General features: G+C 36.0%; 20 protein-coding genes. All 20 read left to right on the forward strand.

The annotated features are described in order from the left end of the window. Nucleotides 1-48 precede the first annotated feature (48 nt). The 20 genes from MKY83_RS05910 to MKY83_RS06005 all read left to right on the forward strand — a co-directional run bounded on the left by MKY83_RS05910 (nucleotide 49) and on the right by MKY83_RS06005 (nucleotide 18,519). The gene (locus MKY83_RS05910) at nucleotides 49-1,023 is read left to right on the forward strand and encodes a hypothetical protein (protein WP_342488323.1); all 975 of its coding nucleotides are present in this window, start codon (nucleotides 49-51) and stop codon (nucleotides 1,021-1,023) included. A 973-nt stretch (nucleotides 1,024-1,996) separates the two neighbouring features. After that, complete coding sequence (locus MKY83_RS05915) at nucleotides 1,997-2,764, forward strand: phage antirepressor (RefSeq protein ID WP_342488324.1); 768 nt, start codon at nucleotides 1,997-1,999, stop codon at nucleotides 2,762-2,764. Between the two features lie 314 nt (nucleotides 2,765-3,078). Then, nucleotides 3,079-3,453 carry a hypothetical protein gene (locus MKY83_RS05920; protein WP_342488325.1) on the forward strand — a complete coding sequence of 125 codons (375 nt, stop codon included), beginning with the start codon at nucleotides 3,079-3,081 and terminating at the stop codon, nucleotides 3,451-3,453. Further along, the gene (locus tag MKY83_RS05925) at nucleotides 3,450-3,713 is read left to right on the forward strand and encodes a hypothetical protein (RefSeq protein ID WP_342488326.1); all 264 of its coding nucleotides are present in this window, start codon (nucleotides 3,450-3,452) and stop codon (nucleotides 3,711-3,713) included. Before MKY83_RS05920 ends, MKY83_RS05925 begins: the two co-directional genes overlap by 4 nt. 28 nt (nucleotides 3,714-3,741) lie before the next feature. Beyond that, nucleotides 3,742-4,191 (forward strand): hypothetical protein, encoded by a 450-nt coding sequence (locus MKY83_RS05930; protein ID WP_342488327.1) that lies wholly within the window; start codon nucleotides 3,742-3,744, stop codon nucleotides 4,189-4,191. A 338-nt stretch (nucleotides 4,192-4,529) separates the two neighbouring features. Continuing rightward, on the forward strand, nucleotides 4,530-4,886 hold the full coding sequence (locus MKY83_RS05935) for an HNH endonuclease (RefSeq protein ID WP_342488652.1): 357 nt from the start codon (nucleotides 4,530-4,532) through the stop codon (nucleotides 4,884-4,886). Between the two features lie 266 nt (nucleotides 4,887-5,152). Continuing rightward, the gene (locus tag MKY83_RS05940) at nucleotides 5,153-5,557 is read left to right on the forward strand and encodes a hypothetical protein (RefSeq protein WP_342488328.1); all 405 of its coding nucleotides are present in this window, start codon (nucleotides 5,153-5,155) and stop codon (nucleotides 5,555-5,557) included. Between the two features lie 89 nt (nucleotides 5,558-5,646). Next, on the forward strand, nucleotides 5,647-6,132 hold the full coding sequence (locus tag MKY83_RS05945; protein WP_216927410.1) for a phage terminase small subunit P27 family: 486 nt from the start codon (nucleotides 5,647-5,649) through the stop codon (nucleotides 6,130-6,132). Nucleotide 6,133: 1 nt separating this feature from the next. Next, the gene (locus tag MKY83_RS05950) at nucleotides 6,134-7,831 is read left to right on the forward strand and encodes a terminase TerL endonuclease subunit (protein ID WP_342490545.1); all 1,698 of its coding nucleotides are present in this window, start codon (nucleotides 6,134-6,136) and stop codon (nucleotides 7,829-7,831) included. A gap of 309 nt (nucleotides 7,832-8,140) precedes the next feature. Continuing rightward, nucleotides 8,141-9,280: a phage portal protein gene (locus tag MKY83_RS05955; protein WP_342488653.1), complete on the forward strand. Its 1,140-nt coding sequence runs from the start codon at nucleotides 8,141-8,143 to the stop codon at nucleotides 9,278-9,280. Beyond that, nucleotides 9,270-9,983: a head maturation protease, ClpP-related gene (locus MKY83_RS05960; protein ID WP_342488654.1), complete on the forward strand. Its 714-nt coding sequence runs from the start codon at nucleotides 9,270-9,272 to the stop codon at nucleotides 9,981-9,983. Before MKY83_RS05955 ends, MKY83_RS05960 begins: the two co-directional genes overlap by 11 nt. A gap of 23 nt (nucleotides 9,984-10,006) precedes the next feature. Continuing rightward, a complete protein-coding gene (locus MKY83_RS05965; protein ID WP_342488330.1) occupies nucleotides 10,007-11,152 on the forward strand; it encodes a phage major capsid protein in 1,146 nt (381 codons plus the stop codon). Nucleotides 11,153-11,166: 14 nt separating this feature from the next. Further along, complete coding sequence (locus MKY83_RS05970) at nucleotides 11,167-11,433, forward strand: head-tail connector protein (protein ID WP_342488331.1); 267 nt, start codon at nucleotides 11,167-11,169, stop codon at nucleotides 11,431-11,433. 16 nt (nucleotides 11,434-11,449) lie between these two features. Beyond that, a complete protein-coding gene (locus tag MKY83_RS05975) occupies nucleotides 11,450-11,818 on the forward strand; it encodes a head-tail adaptor protein (RefSeq protein WP_254117489.1) in 369 nt (122 codons plus the stop codon). Between the two features lie 7 nt (nucleotides 11,819-11,825). Further along, nucleotides 11,826-12,194, forward strand: a complete 369-nt coding sequence (locus MKY83_RS05980; protein WP_342488656.1) for an HK97-gp10 family putative phage morphogenesis protein — start codon at nucleotides 11,826-11,828, stop codon at nucleotides 12,192-12,194. After that, nucleotides 12,191-12,562 carry a hypothetical protein gene (locus tag MKY83_RS05985; protein ID WP_342488332.1) on the forward strand — a complete coding sequence of 124 codons (372 nt, stop codon included), beginning with the start codon at nucleotides 12,191-12,193 and terminating at the stop codon, nucleotides 12,560-12,562. Before MKY83_RS05980 ends, MKY83_RS05985 begins: the two co-directional genes overlap by 4 nt. Before the next feature lie 11 nt (nucleotides 12,563-12,573). Then, nucleotides 12,574-13,182 carry a major tail protein gene (locus MKY83_RS05990; RefSeq protein WP_216927404.1) on the forward strand — a complete coding sequence of 203 codons (609 nt, stop codon included), beginning with the start codon at nucleotides 12,574-12,576 and terminating at the stop codon, nucleotides 13,180-13,182. A 44-nt stretch (nucleotides 13,183-13,226) separates the two neighbouring features. Next, nucleotides 13,227-13,568, forward strand: coding sequence for a hypothetical protein (locus MKY83_RS05995; RefSeq protein ID WP_342488333.1), 342 nt, complete (start codon nucleotides 13,227-13,229; stop codon nucleotides 13,566-13,568). A 200-nt stretch (nucleotides 13,569-13,768) separates the two neighbouring features. Next, entirely contained in the window at nucleotides 13,769-17,680 is a 3,912-nt protein-coding gene (locus MKY83_RS06000; protein ID WP_342488335.1) for a phage tail tape measure protein, read from the forward strand. Then, a complete protein-coding gene (locus MKY83_RS06005) occupies nucleotides 17,677-18,519 on the forward strand; it encodes a phage tail domain-containing protein (protein ID WP_321999273.1) in 843 nt (280 codons plus the stop codon). Before MKY83_RS06000 ends, MKY83_RS06005 begins: the two co-directional genes overlap by 4 nt. Nucleotides 18,520-18,521 lie beyond the last annotated feature (2 nt).

Here is an 18,521-nt window from a genome sequence, read left to right on the forward strand (position 1 = left end):
CCAGGAGCAATTTTTAAAAATCATAAAGATTTTTGTGCAAAAACGGGTTTGGTTTATAAAAATTCTACGAATAGCAAAAAGTCTCAATTAAAAGAGTTAGCCCGATACTGTGAATATGAAAAGCAAGGGCATACAATTGTTATTAAATCACGTTATACAATACCTTTGCCGAAAGAAAAAAACACTAAAAATGCCGTGTACATTCAATTAATAGAATGGCTTTTGTTAGATATGCTAGCACAGGAATATAGAAGAAATAAACTTCTTCATATTACAAAAAGCAAATTAATTAGTTCTCTTGGCTTTGTTAATAAAAATTATTTTAGTACTATGCATAAAAAAAGCGAAATTGCTTTATTAATTGGCTCCGACAGTGAGGTAGTACAAGATTTTTATAATACATGTCAAGGCAGCTTCAAAAAGACTATCAAAGCTGCTTTAGATAGCCTTTCGGATAGAAGCATTATACATTTCACAACTGTTTATAAAGTGAACGAAAATGGTCAAAGTTCTAGAGTAGCAACAGCAAAAGAAACAGACGCAATTCTGGTTAGTCAAAAGAAAATATTGCAAGAATTTGGGTGCACTAAGCTCTCGCAAATTAGAGCAAAAGGGAAAAAGGTGTGGAGAGATTTCGAATCAAAAGTTAATAAAGAGTTATATTTGTATAATAACATCAGTTCCTATTTTCAAGTATACGAAATTATTCTCAACAGTAAGCACCTAGAAGATGAATGTATTAGTATGTTGGAATTGCTTTTGAAAGAGGCAACTCGCATTAAGTATATTCAAGAGATTAATATTAAAGCGTGTGCTAGATTACTACAAAACGCAAAAAAACGTCATACTGATTCATCTCAAAACGTATATAGGAATCAGTCAAAATACATAGATGATATTAATAAATTGATAGATATTTTAATTAAACATGATGCTGAATCTATTTCAGAAGAGTTAAAAGAAATAGACGTTAGCACGCTTGATGAGAAGACCAATGAGGAAATAGCTCTAATTTTCAGTTGATAAAATTCGACCAGTAAACGTCCTTATCCAAATAACTATACTTACCTTTGTTGGTCGAATTTTTCTAGTATTATTCTAAATATAGTGAATCAGCATAATTGAGATTATTTTTTAGAAGGAAAAACAAAATCCCAATCACAGTCTGAAGGGGGTATGGGGGATGGTTGGCTGCACGATAGATAATTTGGAACGTAGTGGAACATTATCTATCTAAAGCATCCCCCATGTTATAGATTTGATAATGTCTTGAAGATAAAACTGTCTTTAAAACAAAAAGACCGACAAAATAAAATCAAGGTGAATGTATTGTGGAACAGTTATCTAATGAAACATCTGTACAAAAAGAAAAGCAGATATAAAGCAACGTTGTGGGAATGTTTTGGTGAGACCATACTCAATAATCTAAAAAGGAATTTAAAAACTTTCAAAGGTTGCGTAAAGTGCGGACAAATCTATAAGCCTACCTCTAACAACTCTAGTTTTTGTTCAAAGTGTTCAGTCACAATTGAAAAAGAAAAACATAGAAAAAGACAGAAATTATATTCATCCAGGATAAAAATGACGGTTTAGGAAGTACCTTGAGCCCTAGAGCCACAAGGGTTACAGCGTTTTTGTGCAAAAATAAGCCTAGTGAAAAGTGGCTTCAACCTTACAGCCACAAGGGTTTAGACCACTTTTTGAGATAATCGTCATAAGGGAGGTAAAAAGCAAATATCCAAATTAAAAAGGTTAGTATATCTCCCCTATGACGGTTATATCATTATTTTTTTAAACTGTTAATGAATTAAAAAGAGTAACAGGGAATGGGATAGAGGTGAGACGCTCTATCGTACCGTATGTTCTTAAGAATATACGCTTGGCAAACAATTTAGCCTCCAATAGCTTAGATGAGTTGATGTAAGAGATGAAGCCCGCCTTAAATGGTCGAAGGGCTTTTTCTGCTTGCACAAATCAAATAATCGGAGGTATTTCAATGGAACAAATTTTTAATTATGAAGATCAACAAGTAAGAACAGTGGTAAAGAATGAAGAGGTATGGTTTGTAGCGAAAGATGTATGTGAGATTTTAGAATTGAGTAACCCGACTGTAGCGATTGGTCGATTAGATTATGATGAGGTGACTAAGTTCAACTTAGGCGGCTTATCTGGTGAAACGAATATTATAAGCGAGTATGGTTTGTATTCTTTGGTTCTGAGTAGCAGAAAGAAAGAAGCGAAACAATTTAAACGTTGGATTACTCATGAAGTTATTCCTGCTATTCATAAACATGGCGGTTATTTAACTCCGCAAGCTGTAGAAGAAACATTAACTAACCCTGACTTCATTATTAGACTGGCCACTCAATTGAAGAGTGAGCAAGAAAAGAACAAATATAACGAACGTTTATTAGAAGAACAGGTTCCTAAGGTTGAGTTTGCTGTATCAATAGAAAGTTCTTCAGCAACTATAAGTCTAGGGGAATTTGCGACTCAGTTGAAGAACGCTGGTATTCCTTTGGGAAGAAATAAGTTCGCAGCTTGGCTTAGACGGGAAGGATACCTATTAACTCAGGATTGGAATAGACCTTCTCAAAAGAGTTTGGATCTAGGTGTGATTGATGCAAGAGAGAGTATTGCGTTTGCAGAGAGTGCTGGATACTTACCTGGTACGTTTGAAAGAATCAGTTTCACTCCACGTATTACAGGTAAAGGGCAAGTTTATTTCATCAAGAAACTGAAGAAAGAGATGCTTGTAGGATGAGGAAGAAGCTATTAGACTCAGGTATATATTGTACAAAGTGTGATCTCTATTTCAAAGACGAAAACATGGAATGTGGAAAATGTATGGGCTCAACGTGGTTTCATGCAAGTAAATCCATTCTTATTGGAGATAAAGTTTTTGCAACAAAAGAAGATGAGTAAACAATCCACAATACCATTATAACTCTACAGAACGCCTTCTGAATTAGGATAACACTTCGATAACAACTTCAGATACATAACCCTATATAAACACATGAACATAACGGAGAGAGCATCATAGACACTCTCTCTTTTTAAATTGGAGGAGAACATATGGATCAATTAGATAAATTTATAGATGCACAGCAAAAATTTGGAGAAAGATTGGATGAAATGATTGCGGAATTTGAGGATAATTTGTTTATGAGTGAATCAAAGAAGACTGATGCTTATTTTGAAAACCTACATAAAAAACACAATCATAATAATGGAGAGATTGTATTTGGGAACGTTAGACCAATAGTTGATACACTTTATCGTGGTGATGGAACTTACGGAACAGTGATTAGTGGTTATGAAATTGATTACTATGCAGATGAGGAAGTTCCAGAAGGAGTTATTAAATTCAGCAAGGAACTATTGGGCAAGACTTATAATGAGACTGCTTCAAACGTACGGAAGATGTTATATAGAGGAGACGAGCAATGATTGAAAATCCAGCGTTAATTGAAATCAAATTGCATGAAGAAGATGGAATACCAGTAGTGTTTTATAAAGGAGAAGAAATTACAAACAGAGTGAAAATTCACTTTGAATGGGATACTGATGAAGGAGATGAAAATCCGTTCAATCTTGAGATTCAAAGGTTACATACAAATAATTTTGGAGCATTTTTTAAAGAAACGATCAAACATGATAAAGGAAAGACTTCAAGAGATTCAGTAAGCTTAATTGAATTAGTTGAATAATGGTATAATCTTCTTGGGAGGGGATTATATGAAAGTGTTTATAGCTATTCTAATACTTATGATGCTTGCTGCTTGTTCGGGTACAAAAGAACAAAGTGATTCAAGCAAAGAGAATGTTAAAGAAGAAACCACAGTATCATCTGAAGAAGGTTCATTCGAAGCAGACATAGATGAAAAAGCGTCCGTTGAAGAAAATAAAAGTAACGTGGTTGAAAACGCTCAAGAGATATCTGCAGACCAATTAAAAGAATCATCCTTTGATGATCAAGTTAAGGTGTCAGGGGATATTGTAACTGTAGCTAAAGATGGAAGTCCGCTTGATTATCTAATGCTTTCAAATGAAACAGGAACGTTTACTGTATTTAATCTAACTACAGATACATACAAACCAGGTGATGATATAGTTGTTTACGGGTATGTTGACAAAGCTCAAGATGGTAGCAAGATGATAACTGGTATAGAAATTGAGACAAACTAAAGCGTCCTGTTGGATGCTTTTTTTATTGGAGGGAAGAAAATGAGTAGCGAAAAGGGAATCATGTGTGACAAGTGTGGAAAACACTTTGTCATCAGTTCGGTAAAGGAAAGGAAACTCGACAACGAAACTAACGTAAGTTACTTCAAGTGTGATCATTGTCTAGAGGAGTATAGATATTTCTACAATGATAAGTTTGTTAGAAAGAATGTTATGGAGATCAAACATTACCAGAAAAAGATTAAAGCTCTTGAGGATGCAAACATGTTACGCATTCATGAGTTGAGATTAAAGTTTGAGGAATAGGTATGTGTAGGACAGTTAAACAATGTGCAAAGGTAATGTGTCCTAACCTTACGAGAGATAAGTATTGTGCAGAACACAAAGAAACAATAGATGAGTCTGTAGTCAATAGAAGATTCTATGATCAACATAAAAGAAATAAGAAATCAAAACAGTTCTACAACTCTACAAAATGGAAGAGTGTTCGTGATAGAAGGAAGCGAGATAAAAACAATCTGTGTGAATTCTGTTTAGAGAATAAGAAACTAAAAGTGGCTGATGTATGTGATCATATCGTACCTATTATGGTTGACTGGAGTAAGCGATTAGACTATGACAACCTACAGATGCTATGTCATGAATGCCACAATAAAAAGACCAGAGAGGATGAGCTAAGGTATGGGAAAGGGTTGTAAGACAATAAAATTATGGAGTGAAAAAGAACGGCGTATTGTTGATGTGTGTGTTTCTGGTGAAGAGAGGGAAGATCAATGGGATGGGTATACATATGAATCAGCTAAGAAAAAGTATACTCACTTAGAGGTTGTGGGTAATGCTTAGCTTGAGGAAAAGAGTAGCTGGTCTATTGAATCGTATTGTTGTTCGATATGAAATATTTGCATGGCTATTCATACTGAAGTGTTTGAAAATAAAAGAGAAGTTATGGAGGATGAATTGAAGTATGGCGTATAGTTTAGAATTACATGAAGAAGGTACTGGGAAAATTGTAGATGTGTGGGTAGATAGCGAGAAGAAGAGGGGTGATATAGTTCAAAGAAGTCTTACATACCAACAAGCTAAGGCAATATATCCAGACTTAGAGTTGCAAGATAGAGATACGTATAACGCATTCATCGAGGAAGCTTCAGATAATCTTGCAGCTAAATTGAGAACAATCTTAGGTCACATGGAAAACTTAGAGAGAGAAAGAGAGATATATCTTAGAGAGATGGAAGGAACTGCACTCGCTTTACGAACACTAGACAAACACTTCCTTATTAGAATCGATGGAAGATATTCAGTAGATTGCTTTCTTGAAAAGATGAACTCAAGATTAAATACACCCCCCGTACCTAAATCTCTATAAAAGAACATTCTGTAGACCCCACTCCCCCCAACCTACGGTGAATTTCCTTTTTTAAACCTTCCCTTTTGAATTTGTAAGGAGGTGGTAAATTGGCAGGTAGATCAAGCAAGCCGATTTCTGTAATAAAAGCAGAAGGTAAAACGCATTTAACTAAGGCAGAGATTGCTGAAAGAGAAGAAATCGAGAGTAAGCTAAAACCCAAAAATGACAAAATTAAATGTCCAAATTGGCTCGATAAAGATGCAAAAAAGGAATGGAAAAGAGTCATAAAAGATTTAGTTGAGTTAGAATTAGTTACAAATTTAGACACTGTGGCACTGGCTGTGTATTGTGATGCTTACTCCAATTACCTTAAAGCCTCTAAAGCAATTCAGGAGCATGGAACGACTGTAGAACATACGAATGCTACAGGAAACACAAATACAGTTGTCAGCCCTCATGTGCAAGTCCAGACCAAATATGCCGAATTAATTAGAAAACAGTCTACAGAGCTAGGGTTGACCATAAATTCTCGTTTGAAATTGGTAGTTCCTGAAACAAAAATAGAAGAAAATAAATTCAGTGAGTTTATGTAAAATGAATAGAGTGACTGAATACGCTACAAAAGTTTTAAGTGGTGAAATTGTAGCTGGAGAGCTCGTTAAACTATCTTGTAAAAGGCATATGGATGACTTAGAAAGGCAAGGAACTGAGGATTTTCCTTATGTTTTTGACGAGGATAAAGCCAATAGAGTGCTTAAGTTCTTCGAGAAGCTTAAATTCACCAGTGGAGAATCAGACACAAAAGGAAAACTGATCAAGCTAAAGTTGTTTCAGTGTTTTATTTTAGGATCTGTATTCGGTTGGATACATATGGAAAGTGGCTACAGAAGGTTTAACAAGAGTTTCAACTTACTTGCTAGGAAAAATTCTAAATCACTTTTGAATAGCGGCATAGGCCTATATATGACTGGCTTTGATAACTATACTGGAGCTCAAACATATATGACTGCAACTATAAGAAGTCAGGCGAGGATATGTTGGGGAGAGACTGCAAAGTTCATAAAAGAAGATAAAGATTTGTTAAAAATGTTCAAAATACGAGAACATGCTAGTGAGATAGTATGTAAAATTAACGGAGGGACTATTGTCGCTCTTGGTAAAGACACAGGCACAATAGATGGGTTTAATCCTCACTGCGGTATCATCGATGAGTACCATGCGCACAAAGACAATCAGATGGTTAAGCTTCTTGAAAAGGGAACTGTGACACAAAAACAAAGTTTAATATCAATTATAAGTACAGCTGGGGATGATCCAACTTCTGCTTGTAAAGTCGAACAAGATTACTGTGAAAAAATTTTAAAAGGTGCAGTAAAAAATGAAAAGTATTTCGTATATATTGCACAATTAGATAAAAATGATGATCTGTTTGATGTTAAAAACTTTATTAAAGCAAATCCTTTAGCGGCAGAAGACAAGGATTCACTTGAAAAGTTAATCGATTTTTCTAAAGAGGCAAAAGAAAAGCAAGGCGATGATTTAAAAGACTACTTAATAAAGTCTATGAATATGTGGTTAGATTCAAAACATGACAGCTCTTACATGCCAATTGAAAAATGGAAAGAGTCAGGATTAGACAGCGATAGATTTCCTAATTTAAGAGGTTCCGAGTGTTATGTTGGGATTGATTTAGCGAAAACTGACGATAACTGTTCAGTGTCTACAATTCATCCTCTCGATGATGGTCGGATTGCGATTCAAAGTCATTCTTTCGTTCCAGATGAAATGATGCAAAATAAAATAAATAATGAAAAAGCCCCTTACGATTTATGGGAGCAGGAGGGTTGGATTACTAGAACTCCAGGATCAGTCAATGATTATCGAGACATAGCGAAATGGTTAATCGATAAAGCTGAAAAAGAAGAATGGAAAATAAAACAAATCCACTATGATTCTTGGGATGCAAGTCAATTGAAAATTTTATTAGAAGAATCGGGTTTTGTTGTAGTCGAAACTCCTCAAAGGCTACAATCTCTGTCTCCAGCAACCAAAAACTTCAAACACCTCGTTTTCCAAAATAAAGTGATTCACGATAATAACCCTTTACTAACATACTCCATGTCCAATGCTGTAACCGAAGGCGATGAATATGCATACAAGCTTTCAAAGAAGAGATCAAAAGAAAAAATAGATAGTGTCGCTGCTCTTATGAATGCACACACAGGAGCTATGCTGCATGAATATAGCAACAGCTTAGATAAACACGTACTGAAAGATGATTTTAGTTTTTAGGAGGTGTATTTTGAAAACTATTTTAGGCAACATCATGAATAAATTCAACAGTTTTAAAGGAGTCGTGAAACTAACATGGGGCGACTTTTTTCTGTTATCAGGATTACTCCTAATTATTCTAACATCTTATGGAATCAGCCTTAATTTCGGTAATTATTTACTAGGTGGGATTCTTATTTCTTGGGGTGTTCTGCTGTGGAAAGGAGGTGAAAGATCATAATCTTAGATAAGATTTTTAAAAACAGCGCAACAAATTGGAATGGGTTAGGAGCGTTCTCTTCTTTAAGTATTTCAAGTAGTGGTGAAGTCATTACACCAGAAAATTCACTTAACATAGGTGCTATCTTTGCTGCTGTTGATATTAAGGCTCGACACACAGCGAAGTTGCCGTTACAAGTATTCAAAAAAACTGAGAATGGAAGACAAAGAGCTATAGATCATCCTGTTGTTAAGCTTTTGGAAAAGAGACCAAACTCACTACAAACACCATATGTCTTTAAGCACACAATAACAGTCCACAGGAATTTATGGGGGAATGCTTATGTGAGAATTGTATCTGGAAAAAATGGATATCCGAAAGAGTTGAAAATACTTGAGCCTAGTAGGGTAAGAATCGTTGAAGATGCTAATGAGGATATATGGTATTTATATCAAGGTAAGAGTGGGGATATTAAAATATTTCACTCAGAAGAAATCTTGCACGTTCCTTATTTATCAATCGATGGAATAGTTGGTAAGTCTCCAGTAACTATCGCAAGAGAAACTGCTGGAACTATGAAGGCGGCACAGAAATATGTGGGGTCTTTCTATAAGAATGGAACTACTACCAAAGGGATTTTGAAAAGCGAAGAAATACTCTCAGGAGAGGCTAAAGAGAAAGTTAGACAGGCGTGGGAGGAAGCTAACTCTGGTCTAGATAATTTTAACAAAGTTGCCGTTTTAGATGGGAAGTTTGATTATCAACCATTGTCGATGAACCTAGTTGATGCTGAGTATATTGCAACTCAGAAATTTAATATCGCTGAAATTGCTAGGATATTTAACGTTCCATTACATATGCTTTCTGAACTTGATAAGAGCTCGTTTAACAACATTGAACATCAGTCAATGGAGTTTGTTTCTAACACGATACAGCCTGAATTAGTGGCCATTGAGGAGGAATTGAATTTTAAGTTATTCACTGAAAGCGACTCTGACCATTATGTAAAGTTCAATATTAGAAGTTCACTGAGAAGTGATGATGAATCCCGATCGAATTATTATAAAACCATGACTGACATTGGAGCTTTGAGTATCAACGATGTACTGAATCTAGAAGATATGAATGGAATTGGGGAGTCAGGTAATTCTCATAGAGTTAGCTTAAATTCAGTTTCTATCGATATTGCAGATAACTATCAACTAGGTAAATCAAATGCTCTAAAAGGAGGTGATTCAAATAGCGAATAAATTCTTAAAGATTAAAAACCAATCTGAGCAATCAGCCGATGTCTATTTTTATGGAGACATTGTTAGCTCTGAATGGGGCAAATGGGAAGATACTGATACTTGTCCTGAAGACGTTAGAGACTTTTTAACGCAAGTGGAAGGTGTGAAGAATCTAAATATTTACGTCAATAGTGGTGGTGGCTCTGTATTTGCAGGTCTTGCAATTTATAACATGCTGAAACGGAACAGTGCATTTAAAACAGTTCATGTAGATGGTTTAGCTGGCTCAATAGCTTCTGTTATTGCTATGGCAGGGGATAAAATAGTGATCCCTTCAAACGCCTTTCTAATGATCCACAAACCGTGGAGTGGCATTGTAGGCAATTCTGATGACATGAGGAAAACTGCTGATGACCTTGAACAAATTGAGCAAGGAATTCTTAACGTGTATGCAGAGAATTTAAAAGAGGGGGTTGATATCAATACTATTAAACAAATGGTCAATGATGAAACTTGGTTGAATGGATTTGAAGCTTCAAAATACTTCAATGTTGAAGTATCCCAAGAAAATGAAATGGTCGCTTGCACCTCTGATTATTTCAAAAACTACAGTAAAATACCTCAACAGTTTACAAAACCTCAAAACCAATCCAAAGAAACAAAGAAAGAACTATCCCAACAAAATAAAATCAATCAAATGTTAATTGAGCTATCGATTATTTAAGCTCAAATATAGGAGGAAAAATATTGAATAAAGAACTAAGAGAACTACTGAAGCAAATCAACAACAAAAAGGCTGAAGCTAAAAGCTTGCTAGAACAGAAAAACTTGGATAAAGCTAAAGAAGTAAGTGATGAAATTGAAAATCTACGCAAAGAATTTGAGATTCAGTCTGCATTGCTTGCTGATGACAAAGAAGATTTGGCCTTCGAAGATAAATTTAATGATAAAGCTACCAAAGCTGATGAGATGGAAGCATTCAACAAAGTAATCAGAGGTGAATCACTTACAGACGCTGAGAATGCATTGCTCACAGGTGGTGATGATAGTGCGAATTACTTAGTGCCAAAAGATATTCACACTCAAATTACTGAACTTAGACGTGAATATAAATCTGCGAAAGACCTAGTAAACAATTATCCTACAACTACGCTTGAAGGTTCTTTTGTGTATGAAAGCAATGGGGAAATTGTTGAATTAGAGAACTTTACTGACGGTGAAACAATTCCTGATAGCGATAAACCTCAGTTCAAAAATGTTTCTTATAGTGTTAAAGACTACGGAGCTCTCCTCCCTGTTTCTAGAAAACTTTTAAAGAATGAAACTGGAGGTTTAGTACCCTATTTAGGAAAGTGGTTTAATAAAAAGGCTATCCAGACTGAAAACACTAAAATCTTTGCTGAATTAAAGAAAGATAAGACTCCAAAAGTTCTCAAAGGTTATTCTGATCTTAAAACTTCTATCAATAAAGATCTTGATCCTACTTTCCAAATCGGTATGAAAATTATTACAAACCAAGATGGTTTTGACTTTTTGGATAACGAAAAAGACGGTTTTGGACGACCTATCCTAGAACCGAATCCAGCAAACAAAACTCAAAAGATGATTAATGGGACAGTCATTGAAGTTTTCTCAAACGCAACACTTCCAACAGAGAAAAAGAAAGCGCCAATCTTTTACGGTGCAACAACAGAAGGAGTCACATTTGTGGAACGTGAACAAATGCAATTAGACATGTCGGATCATGCTCTATTCAATAAAAACCAAGTTGCATTGCGTTTAATCGAGTCTTTTGATGTTATCCCTGCTGATAAGGAAGCTTATATGTACGGTCAAATTGATTTAACTGCTACGCCTGACCCTACGCCAATGCCTACTGAACCTACTGAATAAAAAGGGGTGCTATTATGTTGGAAGAGGTGAAGCAATATCTATCTATAGAAGAAGATTGGAGTGGGGATGATAAACTCCTCACTCTTCTTTTAAATGCAGCTGTCAATCATTTCACTATGCTCGGAATTACAGTGGATACTGATGATGATCTGCATAAGCTTGGTTTATTCCTATTTGTGTCTCATCATTATGAAAATAGACTGCCAGTTACAGATTCAAGTGTAAAAAGTTTAGATTTCAGCTTAAAAAGTATTCTTACTCAACTGAGCATCGGAAGTTAAGAGGAGGTTTACTTATTTGAAAAATAAAAGTGCTGGAAAATACAACAAGAATTTGATTCTTCAGAAGTGGGTCTCCTATCAGGATGACGAATTAAATACAATTGAAGAATACCAAGACATAACAGAGTTTAAAGGCTCTATAAATGGTATGTTGAGAAATGCTGAAATGACTATTGCAGGGGCTCTAGGAGCAAAGTCTCCAAAGAGAATTGAAGTTAGGTATAGACCTTTTATAACTAGAGACATGCGTTTTACATTAAGAAATGGAAAAGGTTTAAATGGCGAGCAGCTGTATAGGGTTTTCAATATTCTAGATATAAACAATGTTGAAGAGAAAAACAGAACGTTGGAAATTCTGTGTGAGGAGGTTGAGTTAAATAGCTAATCTCGATATCACAGGCTTCGATCAAGTTATTTCTGACCTAATGCGTGTAGCTGATGATGTCCAGAAAGTAGAAGATATTGCATTAAAAACAGGTGGAGAAATAATTGCCGCCGAACAAAGAAAAACTGTTGGTGTGTCTGATAAGCAACAGCCGCATATTAAGGATAATATAGTTGTTTCTAGGTCTAAAGAAAACAAAGCACTTGAAAAGTTTGTAACAATAGGCGGTAATGGAAAAGTGAATTATCGTGTTCGTTTTTTAGAGTACGGTACTTCCAAGATGAGTCCGCATCCATTCATCGAAAAAAGTGCTGATAGTGCTGGGGATGCAGCTATGCAAGCTGTGGAAAGAATTTTAACAGGGGTGATTAAATGAGTTTGGATGCAGCTTCAGAAATCGCCTCTAAGTTAAAATTGGACAAAGAATTAAATACTTTAGTTGAAGGCGGAATTCATAGAGGAATTGCATCTGATTCGACCAAGTATCCGAGAATTATATTCCTTGAGCTTAAAAACGCTGAAGATAATTTTTATGACAATGAATCACAAGGTTCAGAAGTGCGTTATCAATTCAGTGTATTCTGTAATTCAGCTACTGTTTCAAAGGAGAAACTCATTGTTAAAGCTTTAAATAAATGCATCAAAGAATTGGGGTATGTCAGGTATGACTCTCAAGACTTACCAGAAATTGAAGAAAAAATTTATCATAAGGCCTTGCGATATCGCAAGAGCTTTTTTAATTAGGAGGAAATTTATTGGGTAAAACAATTCACGGATTAGACATGTTTCATGTTGCAATCCTAACTGAGGACACATATGAAAGCTTGAAATACGAAAAACCAGAAAGGCTTCCTGGTGCAGTAAACGTATCAATTGATCCTAAATCTGAATCAGATTCATTCTATGCTGACAATGGCACTTATGATGTTACAAACAGTTTAGGTGATATTGATGTTGAAATTGAAGTAGCTGATTTACCGTTAAAACTTCAAGAGAAAATTTACAATCAAAAGAGAGAGAATGGAGTTCAGTTCTCAAGCAAAAACGACCAGACAGCTTACATTGCTTTGGGGTTTAGAGCGAAGCAATCCAATTCGGAAAACTACAGATATGCTTGGTTATTAAAAGGTCTTCCGTCTCTTGTGGGATCTGAACATAAAACTGATGAAGCATCTGCAGAACGTTCTGTACCTAAGATTTCAATTAAATTTATGCCTGTTGATTATGGTCAAAACAGATGGAAGGCTACCGCTGAGGATGGAGACAGCGAATTCACTAACGGGAAGAACTGGTTCAACGATGTTGTATTTGAAGGAAGTGTTTTCACACAAGCTTCTAAAAAAACAACAACAGACAAATCTTAAGGGGTGCTTTTTGCACTCCTTTTTTATATGAGGAGGAATAATTTTTGAAACCATTAACAATTGAGTTAAAAATTAATAACAAGAAAAAGAAGTTTACAACGAAACCATTTATTTCCGGTGAACATTACAGATTAGCTGCTCAAACAGCAGAAGAATTAGAAACTGTAGGCTTTGCGGTATTCAATCTGGATCAATACTGCTCCTTTGTGGTCGAAGTCTTTGACAACCAGTTTGATGTGGAACAATTTGAAAAAGGCATTGATTCTAGAAGTTTAAGAAATGTTGTTTACGCAACCTGTATTTATGTTGTAGGTGCAATTGATGAAGCATTGTCTCTTTTAAATTCAAACAATGAAGTTAGTGAGGAATTGGGAAAGTCACATTAGTCGATTCAGTCCTAGATCTATATAATGCACTAGCTGAACTCGGCTATTCTCAAAACGAAATAGACAGTATGGATTTGCTTTACCATATTAAACGCCAAGCGAGATTAGTTGCAAACTCTAAAAGCGATGCTCCTGGTAAAAAAGATGAAAAGCTATATATCGATCAAATACCATTATTTATTTAAGATTGGAGGTGGAAGATGAGTAATAGACGTATTGGCGTTGAATTGTACGCAGACAGCACCAAATTTAGGAAAGATATGAAAGATGCTTCAAATATAATGAAGCAATCTAAAGCAGAGTTTGATAAAAATAGAACAGCGGTTGGAACTTGGGGAAACTCAATTAAAGAATCTGAAGCAAAATTAAAGCATTTAAACAACGTTTTAGAAGCTAACAAGACGAGAGTAAAAGCTTTACAACAAGCTCATGAACAAGCATCTAAGGCTAAGGGGAAAGACGCTCAGGAAACTAAGAAGATCGCTGAGACAACCAGAAGATTATCTATTCAATTGAATCAAGCGCAAACTTCTATGAACAGAACTCAAAACTCCATAACTCAAACAACTCAAAGGTTAAGACAGTTTGAAGATCAGGCAAGAAGAAGCGCTTCAAGAATTAATCAACTTGGTGATAGGATGGAGAGCACCGGCAACAAGATGAGGAATATAGGTTCATCTGTTGCTATTACTACAGGCATTGCTTTTGCTGGAGTTGCTGCACCACTTAAAAATGCAATTGATACAGCTATGACATTTGAAAAGCAAATGAGCGGTGTTAAAGCTATCTCTGGTGCAACAGCTAAGGAGTTTGCTCAACTTAGACAACAGTCTATGGATCTTGGTGCAACAACCGTGTTTACAGCAACACAAGCAGCTGAAGCCCAACAATTCTTAGCTATGGCTGGCTTTAAAACTAAAGATATTATGGCTGCAATGCCTGGGATGCTTGATTTAGCAGCGGCAGGGCAACTAGAATTAGGTGCTGCCGCTGACATTTCTTCAAACATGATGCAAGCATTTTCTTTAGAAGCCAGCAAAGCAGGACACGCATCAGATGTTATTGCATATGCAGCCGCCAATGCCAATACAAACGTTGAACAAATGGGTGAGGCTATGAAGTTCCTAGCCCCAAATGCCAATTCTTTAGGGTGGGGTATGGAAGAGTCTGCTGCTGCGGTAATGGCATTTGGAGATGCTGGTCTTCAAGGGTCAATTGCTGGTCAAGCATTTGGTACATCTCTTATTCGTCTTGCGACTCCAGCGAAGAAAGCTCAAAAAGAAATTGATAAATTGGGCTTCTCATTCTTTGATGCTGCTGGAAACATGAAATCAATGCCTGAAGTAGTACGAGAATTTGAAATAGGCATGAAAGGTATGACGAAAGAACAAAAGGCAGCTGCTCTAAAAACAATTGTCGGTGCAGAGTCTTATAAGCATTGGGCAATCCTGTTAGAAAGAGGGTCAAAAGCGTTAGCTAAAAATACAGCAGAATTAAAAAAATCTGATGGTGCAGCTAAGAAAATGGCCAAAACGATGTTAGATAACGCCAAAGGAAGCATCGTTGAGTTTGATTCCGCATTAGAAGGTGCAAAAATCAATATTGCTAACGGTATACTTCCTAGCATCGGAAAGCTTGCGGATAAAGGGACTAAGCTTATTTCAATGTTCAATAATTTAGACAGTGGTACACAAGCAATCGTAGGTAAAACCGCTTTATTAACAGCTGGTGTGCTAGGTGTGACAGCTGCTACAGCAACTTTAGTAGCTGGAATTGGGGCATTAATGGCTTTTGCGGGGCCTGTAGGTTTAGCTATTATTGGAACAACTGCTCTCTTAGGAGTTCTAGGTGTCGGAATATACGCTTCCGTAGAAGCTCATAAAAACCTAGAAAAACAGCAAGAGAAAGCTAGAGAATCAATGTTGTTATACGGTGAAGGTGTATCTGAAGGGACAAAGAAAGCTGCAAAAGCTTATGTCGATCTAAGAGAAAAAGCAGAATTACAACTTTTTGAATTAACTCGAACTTCTGGTGCTGAAGCTAAGAAGATGTCTTCACAGCTAGTTGAGACTTATTCACAAATGAGAAACGAGTTAGTCAAAGAACTTGAGCAACTTAAAACGGATGCTTTAGTTGTTTTAAAGGGTTTGTATGAAGATACTGATGGAAACGTAAAGAAGCAAGGCGAAAAAATCACTGATAAGATGATTGGTGAAATTGATAAAGATGTTCTAGAAGCAAAGAATAAATATAAAGCCCTCAAAAAACTTCAAGAAGAAACCAATCTTGATACCTCTAAAATGAACGCCTCTCAATTAAAGCAATACAACAACATCCTCAGTTATTTCGAACAGTCTACAAGTAAATTTGCTGCGAATCAAAAAGAAGCTATCGCTATGCAAAAAGCTGTTACTGCCCAACAAGGGAAGCTCTCTTACAAACAAGCACAAGAATACAACAGCAACATAAAGAAAATTTATGAAGAAGGACAGAAAGCAGCTAAACAAGATTTTAACTACCGCAACGAAGTAATTAATAAGCTTCATGCACAAGGATATATTGAATCAAAAGATAGAACAACCCTATTGAAAAAGAGTACAGCAGATTATAAATCAGCACTAGCGGAGAACACTTCCGTTTATGAAGAAAATTCTAGAGCCTTGTTTTCTAAAATGTCTGATCAAGGTAAACTGCTGGATTTAGAAACAGGAAAAGCTTTTGAGAAGCAAAGAGAGTTCGCTTCAAACTCAATGGGATTAGCAACAGAGATTGAGGAAAATGAAACCCTATATCAAGAGAGATGGGCGAATAAACAAATAGAGTTTCTGCAAAGCCTTGGCCAATCCAAAGATAAGGCTCGTAAAGCTACTCAACAGGCGTTAGAAGACTTCTATCAAGGCTCAGGAATGACAGCTGCTGACGCTAAGGAGCAAGCTGCAGAATTAATTTATTCTGTAGAGCAGGAACTAAACAAACCGACCAACGCAAAGGAAGCTGGGAAAAAACAAGGCTTAGAATTTGCAGATGGTTTAGGATCAATTGAACCGTTCAGTGCTCAAAAAGGAACAATTCTTCAGCAAGCGGCAAATAATCAACTTAATAGTAACAATGGCATTCCTAGACAAGCTGGTATTAACAAAGGAAATTCGTTTAATGCAGGACTAGGGTCAACAAGACAAGGCACTGTTTCAACAAGTTCAGTCTTGCAGCAAACTGTTTTAACTGAGCTTGGTAAAAATAATGGGCAAGCTTTGAATGCAGGCAAAGGAAAAGGGTCTGCTCATAATACAGGTTTAAGTTCTACAAAAGGAGCTAACCAATCTACAGCTAGTTCTTTGAGTTCTAGTGTAACCAATCTACTCTCTAAAACAACTGATGGTGGTGGAGGTACGAAAGCAGGATCTCAATTTGCTACAGGATTAAAAGGTCAATCAGGTAATGCGGGTGCATCTGGTAGGACTGTTGCTAACAGCGGTAAGAAAGGTCTCTCTAGCATAAAAACAAAAAACACTGGAGCTGATTTTTCTAAGGGTTTTGCTAATGGTATCCGTAGTATGGGTGGAGATGGTGGAACGATATGGAAAGCTGCTTGGGCTATTGGTAAAGTAGCAATTCGATCCCTTAAAAGCTCAATAGACTCAAAGTCTCCTGCCAAGAAAACAATTGCGGAAGGTGTTAACTTTGGTGAGGGTTTAGTCATTGGGATGTCTAAAACTGCGAGTAAAGTTAAAGCTAGTGCTGCTTCAATGGGGAAAACTGCACATGGATCATTAAAGGACGAACTTCAAGGAATGTCCATGAATATTCAGGGTGCAAAACAACAAATGTTAAATTTTAAATCTGATTTAGTTGTTAAAAACGAGGTGGATACTCCTCAATTAAACAGAAAACTAAATGAGCTTATCACAGCTTTAAGTAGTGCTGGTGCTTTAGGCGTTGACACAGGTGGGCAAGGACAGCAGATAATTATTCAACCTGCCCCAATTACACTAGAAGGTAAAACAATTGGTCAATTAGCTTTAAAACATATAGATACTTCAAAGATAGAGAAACAAAGTGGAGCTAGGTTAGAAGATAAGGCATTTAAAGGTGGTCTAAGAGTAGGGATATGAGAGATATATTGAATATTGATTTTAACGATGGTGAAGGAAGTCTCGGATTAAGTGAGAGGCTTCCTTATTTTAAAGCATTAAAATTCACTCCTGAATCAGCATCAATTGAACGAGAGACCACTTCATTTTCTAGAACGAATGGTGTCGTTCAAACACAGCACCCAAGAGACATTACTTACAAAGAGCGAAAAATAACTGTTCAAATTAAGGTTGATTCAGGCATTGATGAAAACTTTTATCAACATAGGCACGAAATTTATAGATTACTGACTAGACCAAAACCGTACTACATATCTTCTTCTTTATTGCCTAACCGAAGATTTCTTGTAACCTGTGATGATGCTTATGAAATACCTAAAGCTGATAGACGCACTGCTACGAGCTTTAATGTTGTATTCACAGCGATTAATGGTTTAGCAGAATCAATTCATACTTCATCTACAATTCTAAATTTGAGTGGTGAGAATTGGAACATAGGAATGAATATGGAATCGATTGATGATAAAAAATACTCATTTACTAATCAAAACTTTTTTAGAGTCTTTAACATGGGTGATGCTTACATCAATACAGTTAATCATGACTATAAGGTTTCATTCAAAGGAGCAGGGAAGAATATCTCATTGATCAATCACACCACTGGAGAAATTGTTACTATAAGTGATGAATTGAAAAAAAATCAAGAGGTTAAGAATGTGCGTCAGTATCTAGTTGTAGGAAATCAAAGGCTTAAAACATCTGGAAGGATGCCTGGACTAGACATTGGATGGAATGAGTTTGAAGTGAGAAATTGTAAAAGTTTCAACATTAATTTCAACACAAGATTTTATTATAAATAGGG

This window comes from Bacillus sp. FSL M8-0266 (genome assembly GCF_038613425.1).
Lineage (GTDB): Bacteria > Bacillota > Bacilli > Bacillales > Bacillaceae > Bacillus > Bacillus pumilus.

Excerpts from the sequence above, each read along its gene's own strand:
- MKY83_RS05915 (WP_342488324.1), top strand. The coding sequence starts at position 1,997 with ATGGAACAAATTTTTAATTATGAAGATCAACAAGTAAGAACAGTGGTA.
- MKY83_RS05920 (WP_342488325.1), top strand. The coding sequence starts at position 3,079 with ATGGATCAATTAGATAAATTTATAGATGCACAGCAAAAATTTGGAGAA.
- MKY83_RS05925 (WP_342488326.1), top strand. The coding sequence starts at position 3,450 with ATGATTGAAAATCCAGCGTTAATTGAAATCAAATTGCATGAAGAAGAT.
- MKY83_RS05930 (WP_342488327.1), top strand. The coding sequence starts at position 3,742 with ATGAAAGTGTTTATAGCTATTCTAATACTTATGATGCTTGCTGCTTGT.
- MKY83_RS05935 (WP_342488652.1), top strand. The coding sequence starts at position 4,530 with ATGTGTCCTAACCTTACGAGAGATAAGTATTGTGCAGAACACAAAGAA.
- MKY83_RS05940 (WP_342488328.1), top strand. The coding sequence starts at position 5,153 with ATGGCGTATAGTTTAGAATTACATGAAGAAGGTACTGGGAAAATTGTA.
- MKY83_RS05950 (WP_342490545.1), top strand. The coding sequence starts at position 6,134 with ATGAATAGAGTGACTGAATACGCTACAAAAGTTTTAAGTGGTGAAATT.
- MKY83_RS05970 (WP_342488331.1), top strand. The coding sequence starts at position 11,167 with ATGTTGGAAGAGGTGAAGCAATATCTATCTATAGAAGAAGATTGGAGT.
- MKY83_RS05985 (WP_342488332.1), top strand. The coding sequence starts at position 12,191 with ATGAGTTTGGATGCAGCTTCAGAAATCGCCTCTAAGTTAAAATTGGAC.
- MKY83_RS06000 (WP_342488335.1), top strand. The coding sequence starts at position 13,769 with ATGAGTAATAGACGTATTGGCGTTGAATTGTACGCAGACAGCACCAAA.
- MKY83_RS06005 (WP_321999273.1), top strand. The coding sequence starts at position 17,677 with ATGAGAGATATATTGAATATTGATTTTAACGATGGTGAAGGAAGTCTC.